This is a genomic window from Microbacterium sp. NPDC064978, from assembly GCF_044543605.1.
GTDB classification, from domain to species: Bacteria; Actinomycetota; Actinomycetes; order Actinomycetales; family Microbacteriaceae; genus Microbacterium; species Microbacterium meiriae.
On record NZ_JBITWF010000004.1, the window covers coordinates 296,976 to 310,691 of the forward strand.

General features: G+C 70.3%; 13 protein-coding genes. 4 read left to right on the forward strand and 9 right to left on the reverse strand.

The window, feature by feature from the left end; all coding sequences use genetic code 11:
• Positions 1-41 precede the first annotated feature (41 nt).
• From ACIGJI_RS14385 to ACIGJI_RS14405, 5 genes are all read right to left on the reverse strand, one after another.
• The gene (locus tag ACIGJI_RS14385; protein ID WP_363446212.1) at positions 42-455 is read right to left on the reverse strand and encodes a heat shock protein transcriptional repressor HspR; all 414 of its coding nucleotides are present in this window, start codon (positions 453-455) and stop codon (positions 42-44) included.
• A 94-nt stretch (positions 456-549) separates the two neighbouring features.
• Positions 550-1,533, reverse strand: a complete 984-nt coding sequence (locus tag ACIGJI_RS14390) for a DnaJ C-terminal domain-containing protein (RefSeq protein ID WP_187662653.1) — start codon at positions 1,531-1,533, stop codon at positions 550-552.
• Positions 1,534-1,540: 7 nt separating this feature from the next.
• Positions 1,541-2,185 (reverse strand): nucleotide exchange factor GrpE, encoded by a 645-nt coding sequence (locus ACIGJI_RS14395; protein WP_071329295.1) that lies wholly within the window; start codon positions 2,183-2,185, stop codon positions 1,541-1,543.
• 2 nt (positions 2,186-2,187) lie between these two features.
• The gene (dnaK, locus tag ACIGJI_RS14400; protein ID WP_363446210.1) at positions 2,188-4,050 is read right to left on the reverse strand and encodes a molecular chaperone DnaK; all 1,863 of its coding nucleotides are present in this window, start codon (positions 4,048-4,050) and stop codon (positions 2,188-2,190) included.
• Positions 4,051-4,200: 150 nt separating this feature from the next.
• Entirely contained in the window at positions 4,201-5,466 is a 1,266-nt protein-coding gene (locus tag ACIGJI_RS14405) for a DUF222 domain-containing protein (RefSeq protein ID WP_363446208.1), read from the reverse strand.
• Between the two features lie 168 nt (positions 5,467-5,634).
• On the opposite strand from ACIGJI_RS14405, the gene ACIGJI_RS14410 reads away from it, so the two are divergent.
• Together ACIGJI_RS14410 and ACIGJI_RS14415 are read left to right on the forward strand one after the other, a co-directional pair.
• Positions 5,635-6,438, forward strand: coding sequence for a MerR family transcriptional regulator (locus tag ACIGJI_RS14410; protein WP_366244335.1), 804 nt, complete (start codon positions 5,635-5,637; stop codon positions 6,436-6,438).
• Between the two features lie 32 nt (positions 6,439-6,470).
• Positions 6,471-7,079, forward strand: coding sequence for an HAD-IA family hydrolase (locus ACIGJI_RS14415; RefSeq protein ID WP_363446204.1), 609 nt, complete (start codon positions 6,471-6,473; stop codon positions 7,077-7,079).
• A gap of 41 nt (positions 7,080-7,120) precedes the next feature.
• On the opposite strand, the gene ACIGJI_RS14420 is transcribed toward ACIGJI_RS14415, so the two are convergent.
• Entirely contained in the window at positions 7,121-7,582 is a 462-nt protein-coding gene (locus tag ACIGJI_RS14420) for a DUF3817 domain-containing protein (protein ID WP_366244334.1), read from the reverse strand.
• A 135-nt stretch (positions 7,583-7,717) separates the two neighbouring features.
• Here ACIGJI_RS14420 and ACIGJI_RS14425 point away from each other — a divergent pair, with 135 nt between their 5' ends.
• A complete protein-coding gene (locus ACIGJI_RS14425; protein ID WP_363446202.1) occupies positions 7,718-8,632 on the forward strand; it encodes an AraC family transcriptional regulator in 915 nt (304 codons plus the stop codon).
• 150 nt (positions 8,633-8,782) lie between these two features.
• Here ACIGJI_RS14425 and ACIGJI_RS14430 read toward each other — a convergent pair whose 3' ends face one another.
• Positions 8,783-9,979: an MFS transporter gene (locus ACIGJI_RS14430; RefSeq protein ID WP_187662658.1), complete on the reverse strand. Its 1,197-nt coding sequence runs from the start codon at positions 9,977-9,979 to the stop codon at positions 8,783-8,785.
• A 250-nt stretch (positions 9,980-10,229) separates the two neighbouring features.
• Between ACIGJI_RS14430 and ACIGJI_RS14435 the strand changes: the two genes are divergently transcribed.
• A complete protein-coding gene (locus tag ACIGJI_RS14435; protein ID WP_292794710.1) occupies positions 10,230-11,102 on the forward strand; it encodes a serine protein kinase RIO in 873 nt (290 codons plus the stop codon).
• Positions 11,103-11,111: 9 nt separating this feature from the next.
• Here the strand turns inward: ACIGJI_RS14435 and speB are convergent, their stop codons facing one another.
• Positions 11,112-12,059: an agmatinase gene (gene speB, locus ACIGJI_RS14440; protein WP_292794712.1), complete on the reverse strand. Its 948-nt coding sequence runs from the start codon at positions 12,057-12,059 to the stop codon at positions 11,112-11,114.
• Positions 12,060-12,089: 30 nt separating this feature from the next.
• Positions 12,090-13,706, reverse strand: a complete 1,617-nt coding sequence (locus tag ACIGJI_RS14445) for a thiamine pyrophosphate-dependent enzyme (protein ID WP_363446200.1) — start codon at positions 13,704-13,706, stop codon at positions 12,090-12,092.
• Positions 13,707-13,716 lie beyond the last annotated feature (10 nt).

Genomic DNA, 13,716 nt, shown 5'->3' on the forward strand with positions numbered 1-13,716 from the left:
CTCCTGTTAACAGTTGACAGGATACACACCGGGGTGCGCGGTCAGGCTCCGGAGCGCGGACTCCAGAGCACGAGCTCCGTCGAGCGCCGGATGCGGCGGCCGCTCGGCATGGGCACGACGCCCGCGGAGCCGGCGGCGAACACCCGCACGCCGGGGCGGTTCTCCCGCTCGGCACGGAGGGCGCCCTCCAGCGCGAGCACGCGATCGCGCAGCATCCGGTTCTCGTCCTCCAGGTCGAGGAGACGGGCGATCGCCGGGAGACTGACCCCTTCGGAGGAGAGCTGGGCCACCTCGCGCAGCTGCTCGATGTTGCGGTGCGAGTATCGACGGGATCCGCCGGGCGTCCGACCCGGCACCACGAGGCCGATCCGGTCGTACTGACGGAGGGTCTGGGGGTGCAGGCCGGAGAACTTGGCGGCTGCGGCGATCGCGAAGACCGGAGTGTCCGCGTCCATCACGCCTTCCTTCCTGGTTTCACGTCAGGCCGTCGCGCCTGGTCAGGCAGCTCCTTCCCGGAACCGCCTGACCCGGCGCGAAAGCCTGTTCTCGTCAACGGCGGGCTTTCGCCATGAGCTCGGCCCGCGGGTTCTCCTGAGGTTCCAGCTCCTGGAACCTCTCGAGGGCCTCGCGCGCGGCGTCGTCGAGGTGCGTCGGAACCGCGACCTGGAGCTCGGCGAGCAGGTCACCGGTCCCCTTCGCGGTCGCGACACCCCGGCCCTTGACGCGGAGCACGCGGCCCGACGGGGTCCCGGGGGCCACACGCAGCTTCACCACGTCGCCGCCGAGCGTCGGGACCTCGATGGTCGCGCCCAGCGTCGCCTCGGTGAACGTCACCGGGACCACGACGCGGAGGTTGAGGCCGTCCCGCGTGAAGACCGGGTGCGGGCGCACCGTGATCTGCACCACGATGTCCCCGTTCTCCCCGCCATCGGGCGAGGGGCGACCACGGCCGCGCAGCCGGATCTTCTGCCCATCGGCGACACCCGCGGGGATCTTCACCTTGAACGGCTTGCCGTCCTCGCCCTGCAGGGTGATCGTCTCGCCCTGCACAGCGGTGCTGAAGTCCAGCGTGGTGCGGGCCGTGACGTCGGCGCCGCGCTGCGGACCGCCGAAGCCACGGAAGCCGCCGCTCGGCTGCCCGAATCGGCCACCGCCGAACGAGCTGCCCTGGCCCTGGTTGAACATCGCGAAGATGTCCTCGAAGTCGGCGGTCTGGCCGCGCCCCTGCTGTCCGAACCGGCTGAAGACGTCTTCGAACCCGCCGGCGCCCGAGCCGCTCGCCGTGAAGCGAGCGCCCGAACCCATGGCGCGGATCTCGTCGTACTCCTTGCGCTGCTCGGCGTCGGAGAGCACCGAGTAGGCCTCGCTGATCTCCTTGAACTTGGCCTCGGCCTTCGCATCGCCCTGATTGGAATCGGGGTGATACTTGCGCGCGAGCTTGCGGTACGTCTTCTTCAGGTCAGCGTCGCTGACGTCCTTCGAGACCCCGAGGGTCTTGTAGAAGTCCTTGTCGAACCAATCCTGGCTGGCCATCGATCACCTACTCCGCAGGGACGGCGACGACGACCTTCGCAGGACGCAGCTCGACCTCGCCGAGGCGGTACCCCACCTCGACGACCTCGAGCACCGTGGTCTTCGAGGTGCCGGGGGTCGGCTGCTGGAAGATCGCCTCGTGACGCTGGGGGTCGAACTCCTCGCCCTTCTCGCCGTAAGCGACCACGCCAAGGCGCTCCACGACCGCGCGCACCTTCTCGGCGATCACGGCGAAGGGGCTGCCCTCGACCAGATCGCCGTGCTGCTCGGCGCGGGCCAGGTCGTCGAGCACGGGGATGAGACCCTTGGCGGCCTCGCCCTTCGCGCGCTCGATCTCGATCTGGCGCTGCTCCTCGGTGCGGCGGCGGTAGTTCGCGTACTCGGCCTGCAGGCGCTTGAGGTCGGTCAGCAGGGCGTTCTCGGCGTCGGCGATCGCGGCGTCGCCCGCGGCGGCATCCGCGGTCTGGGCGGCGCCGAGGATGTCCTCGACCGTGAGCCCTTCCTCCGTCTCGGCAGCGGCGTCGACCGGGGTCTCGTCGGAGCCCTCGGCGGCCTTCGCCTCGCGGGAGTCCTGGTTCTGCGGCACGGGGCCGGATGCCTGAGCATCCGACCCCTCCGGAACCTCGTTCTCGTCGAAGTTCTTGTCCGTCATGATTACTTCTTCTCGTCCTCGTCGTCGACGACCTCGGCGTCGATGACGTCCTCCTCGGAGGAGGGGGCGTCACCGGTCGGGGCCTCGCCCTCGGCCGAAGCGCCGGCGGCGTCCGCCTGCGAGGAGGCGTAGATCGCCTCGCCGAGCTTCGACTGGGACTGGTTGAGCTTCTCGAACGCGGTCTTCACGGCCTCGTCGTCGTCGCCGGCCAGCGCCGTCTTGAGCGCGTCGACGTCGGCCTTGACCTCGGTCTTCACGTCCTCGGGGAGCTTGTCCTCGTTCTCCGAGATGAGCTTCTCGATGGAGTAGGCGAGGGTCTCGGCCTGGTTGCGGGTCTCCGCAGCCTCGCGACGCGCCTTGTCCTCGGCGGCGTGCTCCTCGGCCTCGCGCACCATGCGCTCGATGTCCTCCTTCGACAGCGACGAGCCGCCGGAGATGACGATCGACTTCTCGGTACCGGTGCCCTTGTCCTTCGCGGACACGTGCACGATGCCGTTGGCGTCGATGTCGAAGGTGACCTCGATCTGCGGGATGCCGCGGGGAGCCGGGGCGATGCCCGTCAGCTCGAACGTGCCGAGCGGCTTGTTGTCGCGGGTGAAGTCGCGCTCGCCCTGGAAGACCTGGATCGCGACGGACGGCTGGTTGTCGTCGGCCGTGGTGAAGGTCTCGCTCCGCTTGGTCGGGATGGCCGTGTTGCGCTCGATGAGCTTGGTCATCATGCCGCCCTTGGTCTCGATGCCGAGGGAGAGCGGGGTGACGTCGATGAGGAGGACGTCCTTGCGCTCGCCCTTGAGGACACCGGCCTGCAGCGCGGCGCCGACGGCGACGACCTCGTCCGGGTTCACGCCCTTGTTGGCCTCCTTGCCGGTCTCGCGCTTGACGAGCTCGGCGACGGCCGGCATACGGGTCGAACCACCCACGAGGACGATGTGGTCGATGTCGGACACCTTGATGCCGGCTTCGCGGATGACGTCCTCGAACGGCTTCTTGGTGCGGTCGAGCAGGTCCTTCGTGAGGTCCTCGAACTTCGCGCGGGTCACGGTCTCGGAGAGCGAGACGGGGCCCGAGTCGGTCAGCGACAGGTACGGGAGGTTGATGCTCGTGGACGTGGAGCTGGAGAGCTCCTTCTTCGCCTGCTCCGCAGCCTCCTTGAGGCGCTGCAGCGCGATCTTGTCACCCGAGACGTCGACGCCCGTGGTCTCCTTGAACTGCTTGATCAGGTAGTCGACGAGGCGCTGGTCCCAGTCGTCACCGCCGAGGCGGTTGTCACCGGCGGTGGCGCGCACCTGGATCGTGGAGAAGTCGTCGTCCTTGCCCACCTCGAGGAGGGAGACGTCGAACGTTCCACCACCGAGGTCGAAGACGAGGATGAGCTCGTCCTCCTTGCCCTTGTCGAGGCCGTAGGCGAGGGCCGCGGCGGTCGGCTCGTTGATGATGCGGAGCACGTTGAGGCCCGCGATCTCACCGGCCTCCTTGGTGGCCTGACGCTCGGCGTCGTTGAAGTACGCGGGGACCGTGATGACCGCGTCGGTCACGGTGTCGCCGAGGTAGGACTCGGCATCGCGCTTCAGCTTCTGGAGGATGCGCGCGGAGATCTCCTGGGGCGTCCACTTCTTGCCGTCGACGCCGAAGCTCCAGTCGGTGCCCATGTGGCGCTTGACCGAGGCGATCGTCCGGTCGACGTTGGTGACGGCCTGGCGCTTCGCGGTCTCGCCGACGAGCACCTCCCCGTCCTTGGTGAAGGCGACGACCGAAGGGGTCGTGCGGAAGCCCTCGGCGTTGGCGATGACCTTGGGCTCGCCACCCTCGAGGACGCTGACGACGGAGTTGGTAGTTCCGAGGTCGATACCGACAGCACGTGCCATGTGTTCTCTCCTTTGTTGGGAAGTCTGTAGTGGTCCGAAAACCTGCGGCGATCAGGGAAACCTGAGTCGCGATGGCTCAAGTGTACGCGGGGGCCGAACGGCTGTCAAATGAACTTGATATGAACAGGCTCAAGTTTTCCCGCCGGGCGGTCAGAACGGCGCGTCCGTCGATCCTTCGGCGAAGGTGACGGTGTTCGACGGCGGCGGGCGGTCGATGTAGACCCTCCCCGTCGGACTCGTCCAGGCATAGAGGCCGTCGCCACGCGCCTCGACATGCCAGGCGGACTGATGTTTCAAGACATGATGTCGACGGCACAGATGGCCGAGATTCGAGGCGGACGTCTCCCCGCCCATCGCGGCGTCACGGTGGTGATCGATGTCGCACTCCGCGGGCGGATATCCGCAACCGGGGAAGCGGCATCGCTGATCTCGGGCCCGCAGGTGGCGTCGCAGTTCCGCGTTCGGGCGATACCGGTCGACGGCGAGGACCGTGCCCGTCACGGGGTGCGTGAGGATGCGATCCCATCCGGAGGCAGCCCCTGCCAGCCTCCGTGCCGTGGCGAGGTCGATCGGGGTGCGCCCGTCGAGTTCCGCCGGCGCCGTTTTCCGACCGAGGAGGGTCATGACGGGGACCGTGATCGCGACCGTGGGGACGATGGCGGCCAGGGTGCCGTCAGGATCATCATGGCCGGCCGGCGCACCGGTGAGGAGGAGGTCGAGCGCGAGGTCGGCCCGGGACTGGGCGATGGTTCGCAGGTCCGTCGGGTCGTCGCCGGCCTGCGTGGTCGTGGCCATGGTGGTCAGCCGGTCGAACACGCCGTGCACCAGCGCCGCCGGCCCCAGAAGTCCGAGCTCAGCCATCCCGTCAGGGGCATCCCGTACCCACACGCGCCGCCGCTCACGGGCATCCTCGTGACGGTCCGCGAGGGTATGCGGCTGAAACTCCTCCGCGGCCCGGCGCGCCATGCGCGCGACCCGGTTCGGCGCCTCGCTCTCGGCGAAGGCGATCATCCGCACGGAGAAGGCGTCGCGATCCGCCTCGTCTTCGAGGTGCGCACCCGCCTCCGCGATGACGCGGGCTTGCTGGGCGGTGACCTGCCCCGCGCCCCATGCACCCCACAGCCGCGGAAAGCGCTCGACGATCCAGACCGCATCGGCCATCCGCCGCTGCACCGTCCTGTCGCTCGCCCGCAGCGCGGCAGCGAACTCGGCCGCGACCGTGCGCACGCTCAGATCCGCGCCGTCCGGATGGGCGGCCTGCGCCGCGACCTCCACGGCCAGGCGCGACCCCAGCGCCAGGATCCCGTCCCGCGCGGCCTGCAGTCCATTGATCGACCGCTCGACACTGACGAGCATCTCGGTGAGCGCTCGGAGCGCCTCCACCTGCTCGATCGTCGCGTCCGCCAGTCCTCTCATACCCCGAGTGAAGCAGGCACCACCGACATTGAAACCCCAGTTCAGGTGGAGAAACGATATGCCGGGATGCAGTGCGCGCCACGGCGATCACGCCGAGCCCGGTCCGCCTCAGTGGCCGCGAGCCGCCATGCTTGACTCTCACACGGTGTCAGACGGGAGAACTGAGACATGTTGTCCATCGGAGCGTTCGCGCAGATCGGCCAGGTGACCCACCGGATGCTCCGGCACTGGGACACGGCCGGGCTGCTCGTCCCCGCCCACGTGGACGAGTTCACCGGCTACCGGTCGTACGATCCGGCGCAGCTCGAGCGCCTGCACCGGATCGTCGCCCTGCGTCAGCTCGGCTTCGGTCTCGACGACATCTCGGCGATCCTCGCCCAGGGCGTCGACGCCGACCGGATCGCGGCGCTTCTGCGCGTCCGGCGCGCCGAGGTGGAGCAGGAGCACCGGCTCGCGGCCGCGCGACTCGTCGATGTGGAACGGCGCCTCCACCTCATCGAGAAGGAGAAGCACATGTCGCAGATTGAGATCGTCCAGAAGCCCCTCCCCGCCGTGCGTCTGGCCGCCGTCCGCTCCGTCGTCGCCGAGCAGCCGGCGATCGCGGAGGTCGTGGGACCGGCCTTCGACGCCGTGGCAGAGGTCATCGGAGACGAATGCGGCTCTCTCACCACCCCGATCGCCCTGTACCGGACGCTGCCGGACGGGATGGAGGTCATCGCCGGGTACTCGTATACCGGTCCGGCCGCCGACGGGATCGAGATCGTCGAGCTCCCCGCTGAGGAGGACGCGGTCTGCGGGGTGCACCTCGGCTCGATGGAGCGGATCGCCGAGAGCTGGCACGCGATCCACACCGAGGTCGTCGCGCGCGGCCTCATCCATGCCGGGCCCTGTCGGGAGCTGTACGTCCGCGCCGTGGGAGACGACCAGTCCGACTGGGTCACGGAACTCCAGCAGCCCGTCGCGCGCCGCTGACGAGGCGCACGACCTGCGGGCAGGATGGGGGCATGATCCGTGCCGTGCTCTTCGACCTCGACGGGGTCGTCCGTCACTTCCTCCACGACCCCGACCTGGAGGCGCGGCACGGACTTCCGGCCGGGATGATCGCCCGCATCGCGTTCGCGTCACCGTTGATCGACGCGGTCATCACGGGGAACCTCACTCGCGAGGAGTGGATGGTCCGAGTCGGCGAGGCCGCGGGATCCGCAGCCGCCGCGCGGGAATGGGGACGCACACCGTTCGCCGCCGACCCGGACGTGCTCGCGCTCGTCGACGAGCTGCGCTCTCACGGGATGATGTGCGCCATCCTCACGAACGGCACGGACACCATAGCCGAGGAGCTTCACGACAGCGGCATCGCCGCGCACTTCGATCGCGTGTTCAACTCCGCGGACATCGGATACGCCAAGCCGGATGTCCAGGCGTTCCGACACGTGGTCGCCGACCTCGCCGTCGCGCCGGAGGAGGTCTTGTTCCTCGACGATTCGCCGGGGAAGCTCAGCGGCGCACGGACGCTCGGCATGACCACGCACCACTACACGGGAGTCTCCGCGTTGCGCACCGCTCTCGACGCCGCCGGCGTTCCCGGCGCGACGGCATCGACGCCGATCCCTTAGGGCGCCACATCCTTCGGGCGTCGCGCCGTTCGGGATCGGGGTCACTTGCCCCCGGGCGGGCCGACCAGCAGGAGGATCACGTACAGCGCGACGATTCCCACGACGAGCAGCACCGCGAGCACCCAGGGGCGACGCAGGAACCAGCGCATCAGGCGGTCGTACCAGCGGTGGTCACGCGGGTCGTCGGACGCGTCGAGACGCCAGTCACCCCGGAGACGACCGGTGCGGTGCAGCCAGATCTCCATCGGGATGGTCGCGTACGGGACGACGGCGCTGACGACCGCGAGCACCCCGACCCCCGGGTGCCACCGCTGGTTGAGCGCGACGAGGACGGCGGTCGCGGCATAGGCGAGGAACACGACCCCGTGGATGCCGCCGCCGACCGTCACCACGACTCCGGGGGCTCCGACGGCGCGGGCGATGATCGCGGCGATGAGGATGGTCCAGGTGATCGCCTCCGCGATCGCGAGGACACGGTACAGGCGGCCAGGGGTGCGGAACACGGAACTCCTCGGGTGGGGTACCCCTCCAGCGTATCCCGCTTCGAATCGCCCACTTTGCCCCATCCGCCGCCGGAATGGAGCAAGGTGAGCGACTCGAAGGGGAATAGGGGGACAGCAGGCGACGTTGCCGAAGGCATGGTGACGGTGGATGCGGATGCGCTGTCCTCTGTGCTCGGCACGGTGGACCTGCGCGTGGGGATCGCCCGTCGGGTGCAGCTGGGCCGCGGGGGACTGCTGCCGCTGACCCCCGGCCGGATCACCCTCGTCTACATCGCCGACGGCGCCGTGCACGGGCATCCGCCGCTCGGAACGGGCTGCCATCTCGACGTGGACCGCTCGTCGCAGCAGCTCACACTCGAGGAGCCCGGCCGCCGAGACCGCCTCGTCACCGGCGATGCCTTCCTGCTGCTCCGCGGCGACACCTTCGCACTGGAGGCCGCCGTCGAGACTGCACTCCTCGCCGTCGACATCGAGCTCGCGGACACCGCGTCTCCCCTCCCGGCACTCCTGCCGCCCTTCCTCACGGTGACCGGGTTCGACGCGCTGGAGCCGGCCGCCGCCGCCCTCGCCGAGAACATGGGGATCGTCGACGCGGCCGCGTGCCCCGTGCGCCAGGGCGACCCGCTGATCTGCCGGATGATGGCGACCACCGTGCTGCTCTCGGTGATCCGCGCCTGGGCGGCCAACGGCTGTGCGCCCGCCGGATGGCCCTCGCTGTCGAAGGACCCCTTCCTCGACCGCGTCGTGGACGCCATCCACGAGCAGCCGGGCCGGGACTGGACCGTCGAACGCCTGGCCGCTGTCGGCGCCATGTCACGGTCGGCCTTCGCGGAGCGGTTCCGTCTCGCCGTCGGCCGCTCCCCCGCCGACTACGTCACCGAGGTGCGCATCGACGCCGCGAAGCGGATGCTCCAGGCCGGGCAATCCGTGTCGAACGTCTCGCGCGAGCTCGGCTACGCCTCGGACGAGGGGTTCAGCCGCGCGTTCCGTCGCCGCACGGGCATGACCCCGTCCTCCTGGCGCGGCTCGCACTCCCTCGTGCCTGCCTGATCTGCCTGATCCCACGACCTCGCCCCAGCCTCGGGGCGGGCACAACTTCGGAGACCCGGGGCGACACGCCGGCTCCGAAGCCCGAGGCGACGGCGTGTCGGCGGCCGGCTCCGAAGTTGTGCCCGGGCAACCAGGGGTCAGGAGCAGGGGTCAGGAGCGGGAGCTGCGGCGGTTGGAGAGGCCGAACAGCACGGCGCCGGCGAGGAGCGAGACCGCGCCGATCGTGTAGACGAGCTCGACGCTCAGGGTGTCGACGAGGAGCCCACCGACGCCGGCCGCGAGCGTGATCGCGCCCTGGAACCCGACGACCACGAGGCTCCCCCCGGCCTCCAGGCGGTCCGGCATGCGGTGGCCCACCCAGGTGTTCACGACGATCAGCCACGACGAGAAGAAGAACCCCCAGAGGAGCACGACCGCGCCGATCCCGATGATCGATCCGGAGAAGAGCACCATCGACAGCACGGCGGCCGAGATCACCAGCGGCGCGAACACCGCGAAGAAGGCGAAGGAGCGGTCGATCACGAGGCCGATGGAGAGGTTACCGAGAAGGCCTCCGACACCGAACAGCGCCAGCAGCACGACGATCGTCGAGGCGTCCACGTCCGGGATGCGCTCCAGCGCGAGGCGGACGTAGGTGTAGGCGAGGAAGTGGCCGAGCACGACGAGGACGTGTCCGACCATGCCGAGGCCGATGCCGGGCCGCCGTACCGTGTCGACGAGCAGACGGAGGCTCGACGCGCGCTCGGCCGGAACGGTCGGCAGCGCCCACCGCAACGCGACGGCGAGCACCACCATCAGCACTCCCGCGATCGCGAACACGGCACGCCAGTCGACGACCTCGCTCAGCATGACCCCCAGCGGCACACCGGCGACCGTGGCGAGGGAGACCCCGGCTGAGGTGAACATCACCCCGCGACCGAGATGCTCGGGCCCCGCGAGCCGCGCGGCGACCGTGATCGACATCGTCCAGTAGGCGCTGATCGCCGCTCCCAGCAGGAAGCGTGCCAGCAGCACGACGACGAGGTTCGGCGCGATCGCGACGATGAGGTTCGACACGGCCGCGGCGAGCGCCATCCACACCAGCAGCGATCGGCGGTCCAGACGGGGGAACACGAGGCCGACGGTCGGGGCGACGAAGAGTCCGACGAGAGCCGTGACGGTGACGGTCTGCCCGGCCTGCCCGGGGGTCACCCCGAGGCCGTCCGCCATCTCGGTGAGCACCCCGTTGGGGAGGAACTCGGCGGTCACCAGCAGGAACCCCATCACCATGAGGGCGATGAGGCCTCCGTAGCGGATGCGATCGGCGCGGGTCGTCGGCAGGGTCGGGACGGGGGCGGTCGTGGTCATGCTTCCAGACTCGCAACGGGAACGGGGCCGCGCCCGACCGGTCGTCCGCCGCATCCGACCGATCGTCCGGCCCTGGACAACCTCCGATCGGACCCCCTAGGCTCGACGACGCACCGGGAAGCGCCCGGGAAGCCCGAGCGAAGGAGGCGATGAGATGAACGCTGTCGTCGTCGCGCCTTTCGCCGACCACCTTCCCTTCGAGGCCACCCGCTCCTGATCGCCGCGTGGCCTCCCTTCCCGGAGCCACACCGTGACCGAATCCCCCGCTTCCTCGGAAGCCGCGTCCTTCGACGCCACCTCCTTCGATTCCCTCGAGACCGCCCTCTCCTTCGCCGAGGTCGAGCCCGGCGCCAACCAGCGCTGGACGACCTGGCCGTCATCCACCCCCACCGAGCGCGGGCCGGAACCGCGCCCCGCGTGGGTCGTGACCTCCGCCGGCGCCCTGGACACCGAGCTCGGCATCCTGAAGACCGGCAAGGAGGCCGACGTGTTCCTGCTGGAGCGCGCCGTGCCCGACGACCCCGCGCAGCGCACGCTCCTCGCTGCCAAGCGCTACCGCGGCATCGAGAACCGGAGCTTCCAGCGCTCCGCGGTCTACACCGAGGGGCGCAGCACGCGGAACACCCGCGACACCCGCGCCCTCGCCAAGAAGACCGCCCACGGACGGGAGGTCGCCGCAGCCCAGTGGTCGCTCGCGGAGTTCGAGGCCCTGTGCCGGATGTGGGAGCGCGGCGCCCCGGTCCCCTATCCCGTGCAGGTCAGCGGCACCGAGGTGCTCATGGAGTTCCTCGGCGACGACCGGGGCATCGCGGCACCCCGGCTCGCGCAAGTGCGCGGGTCGAACGCCGAACTGCAGGAGTACTTCGCGCAGGTGGTCGAGCTCATGCGGGTCTTCGCCACCGCGGGCTTCGCGCACGGCGACCTCTCCGCCTACAACCTCCTCGTGCACGAGGGGTGCGTGCGGGTTATCGACCTGCCGCAGATCGTCGACGTGATCGCGAATCCGCAGGGCCTCGACCTGCTGCACCGCGACTGCGTCAACGTGTGCGACTGGTTCACGCGGCGGCGGGTGCAGTGCGACGCCGAGGCCCTGTTCGCTGACCTCCTCGGGACCCTCTTCTGACCCCTGCGGTCAGGAGGCGAGGCGGGCCGCCAGAAGGGTCACCAGCTCGTAGACGACATGGCTCGCGGCGATCCCGGTCATCTGGGCGTGATCGTACGCGGGCGACACCTCCACGACGTCCGCGCCGACGATGTCCCGCTCGCGCAGGGCACGGAGGATGCGCAGCAGCTCGCGGCTCGTGAGCCCACCGGCCTCGGGGGTCCCCGTGCCGGGCGCGTGCGCGGGATCGAGCACGTCGATGTCGATCGAGACGTACAGCGGCTTGTCGCCGATGCGGGTGAGGATGCGGTCGATCGCGGCCTCCACCCCGTGTTCCTCGATGTACTCGCTGGAGACGATGGAGAAGCCGAGGCGCTCGTCGTCCTCGAGGTCCTGCTTCGAGTACAGGGGTCCGCGGGTGCCGACGTGGCAGCTCGCGGTGAGGTCGATCAGTCCCTCCTCGCTCGCGCGGCGGAAGGGGGTGCCGTGCGTGATGGGGGCGCCGAAGTAGGTGTCCCACGTGTCCAGGTGGGCGTCGAAGTGGAGGACGGCGACGGGACCGTGCTTCGCGGCCACCGCGCGCAGCAGGGGGAGGGCCACGGTGTGGTCGCCGCCGATCGTGACGATGCGCTGCACCTGCTCGCCGAGCGCCAGCGCCGCGCGCTCGACCTCGGTCACGGCCTCGGTGAGGTCGAAGGGATTCACCGGGATGTCCCCCGCATCCACCACCTGGGCGAGCTGGAACGGCGATACGTCCTGCGCGGGGTTGTAGGGCCGCAGCAGCCGGGACGACTCCCGCACGTGGGACGGGCCGAAACGGGTGCCGGGACGATAGCTCACGCCGGAGTCGAACGGGATGCCGACCACGGCGATGTCGGCGCGCGGCACGTCCTCGATGCGGGGCAGGCGGGCGAAGGTGGCGATGCCGGAGTACCGCGGGTTCACGGAGGCGTCGACGGGGCCGATGTTGTCGGTCATTTCTCGTTCCTGTTCGTCGGGAGGTGGGTCTCAGAGGGCGTGCTGCGGGATGTGCACGAGCTGCACCCCGCCGTCGGCGATGGCTGCGCGGATGCTCGGGGCGATGTCGGCGCGCGATGCCACCCGTCGCCCGGTCGCCCCGAGCGCGGTGGCCAGGGCGGCCCAGTCCGGCTGCACGAGGTCGACGCCCACCGGGGTCATGCCGCGGTCGAGCTCGTTCTGCCGGATCTCGGCGTACCCGCCGTTGTCCACACAGACCACCGTGACGTCGAGGCGCTGCTCGACGGCGGTGGCGAGCTCGTTCACGCAGAACATCAGGGCGCCGTCGCCGATGACGGTGACGACGGGGCGCTCCGTCTGCGCGACCGCCGCACCGATCGCGGCGGGGAGGCCGTAGCCGAGCGTGGCGTAGGTCGGCGTGTAGAGGAGGGAATGCGGATGCTCCTGCCGCAGCACGCTGCCGAGCGCCAGATAGACGATCTGGGAGGAGTCGCCCGCGATGATCGCGTCGGCGGGGAGGGCGTCGGCGATGACCTCGGCGAGCGCGACGGTGTCCGGCGCGGTCTCCCGCGACTCGGCCGCGATCGCGGCCCGCTCGACCGTGAGGTCCCGAGCGGGGTGCGTGGCGTCTGGCAGCAACGGGAGAAGGGCGTCGGTCACCGCGGCCGCGTCTCCCGTGAGGCCGACGGTCGCCGCGAGGTTCTTGTCGCGCTGCCCCGGGGAGATGTCGATGCGGATCACCGCACCGCGCGCCTCGAGCCGCGGTGCCCAGAGCTCCGCCTCGCCCAGCTTCGAGCCGATCACGAGGAGCACGTCGGCGTCCTCGGCCACGGCGCGGGCGGCGGCCAGACGCAGGTTCGATCCGAGCGACAGCGGATGCCGCTCGTCGAGCACGGCCTTGCCGTTCAGGGTCGTGAGCACGGGGGCGCCGAGCCGCTCGGCCACCGCGACGATCTGGTGCGCGGCGTCCACCGCGCCCCCTCCGGCGACGATCACCGGGGTGCGGGCGGCGGACAGCAGTCGGGCGGCCTCCGCGAGCGCGATCGGGTCTCCGGAGATGCGGTCGGGCATCGACCGCGGCCTCCGGTCCTCCGCGGGCACCTCGGCGGTCCCCTCCAGCACGTCGAGCGGGATCTCGATGTGCACGGGTCGGGGGCGGCCGGTGCGGAAGAGGTGGAACGCGTCGTGCACGGCCTGCACCGCCTCCGCCGCGGACGACACCCGCCGCGACCACTCGGCGATCGCACCGACCATGGCCGTGGCGTCCTTCGTCTCGTGCAACGTGCCGACGTCGGCGAACTCCGCCCCGAGCGGCACGCCCGGGGACAGGACGATGAGTGGTCGCGACTCGCAGAACGCGGTGCCGATGGCGCTCATCGCGTTCTGCAGGCCGGGACCGGAGGTGGTGATCACCACACCGGGAAGGCCGGTCTGCTGGGACCAGCCGTCGGCGCCGTACCCCGATCCCTGCTCATGGCGGTTCGTCACGGCGCGGATGCCGAGGTCGGCGAGGGGGCGGTAGAACTCCAGGTTGTGCGTGCCGGGGATGCCGAAGATCGCAGTGACCCCGTAGCCGCGGATGGTCTCCAGGACCGCGCGGCCCGCGGTGTCGGCGTACCGGTCGTCTCCGCTGATGTCGGTGCTCATCGTGTCATCC

Coding starts and splice junctions, on each gene's coding strand:
- ACIGJI_RS14385 (WP_363446212.1), bottom strand. CDS start 455: ATGGACGCGGACACTCCGGTCTTCGCGATCGCCGCAGCCGCCAAGTTC.
- ACIGJI_RS14390 (WP_187662653.1), bottom strand. CDS start 1,533: ATGGCCAGCCAGGATTGGTTCGACAAGGACTTCTACAAGACCCTCGGG.
- ACIGJI_RS14395 (WP_071329295.1), bottom strand. CDS start 2,185: ATGACGGACAAGAACTTCGACGAGAACGAGGTTCCGGAGGGGTCGGAT.
- dnaK (WP_363446210.1), bottom strand. CDS start 4,050: ATGGCACGTGCTGTCGGTATCGACCTCGGAACTACCAACTCCGTCGTC.
- ACIGJI_RS14405 (WP_363446208.1), bottom strand. CDS start 5,466: ATGAGAGGACTGGCGGACGCGACGATCGAGCAGGTGGAGGCGCTCCGA.
- ACIGJI_RS14410 (WP_366244335.1), top strand. CDS start 5,635: ATGTTGTCCATCGGAGCGTTCGCGCAGATCGGCCAGGTGACCCACCGG.
- ACIGJI_RS14415 (WP_363446204.1), top strand. CDS start 6,471: ATGATCCGTGCCGTGCTCTTCGACCTCGACGGGGTCGTCCGTCACTTC.
- ACIGJI_RS14425 (WP_363446202.1), top strand. CDS start 7,718: ATGGTGACGGTGGATGCGGATGCGCTGTCCTCTGTGCTCGGCACGGTG.
- ACIGJI_RS14430 (WP_187662658.1), bottom strand. CDS start 9,979: ATGACCACGACCGCCCCCGTCCCGACCCTGCCGACGACCCGCGCCGAT.
- speB (WP_292794712.1), bottom strand. CDS start 12,059: ATGACCGACAACATCGGCCCCGTCGACGCCTCCGTGAACCCGCGGTAC.
- ACIGJI_RS14445 (WP_363446200.1), bottom strand. CDS start 13,706: ATGAGCACCGACATCAGCGGAGACGACCGGTACGCCGACACCGCGGGC.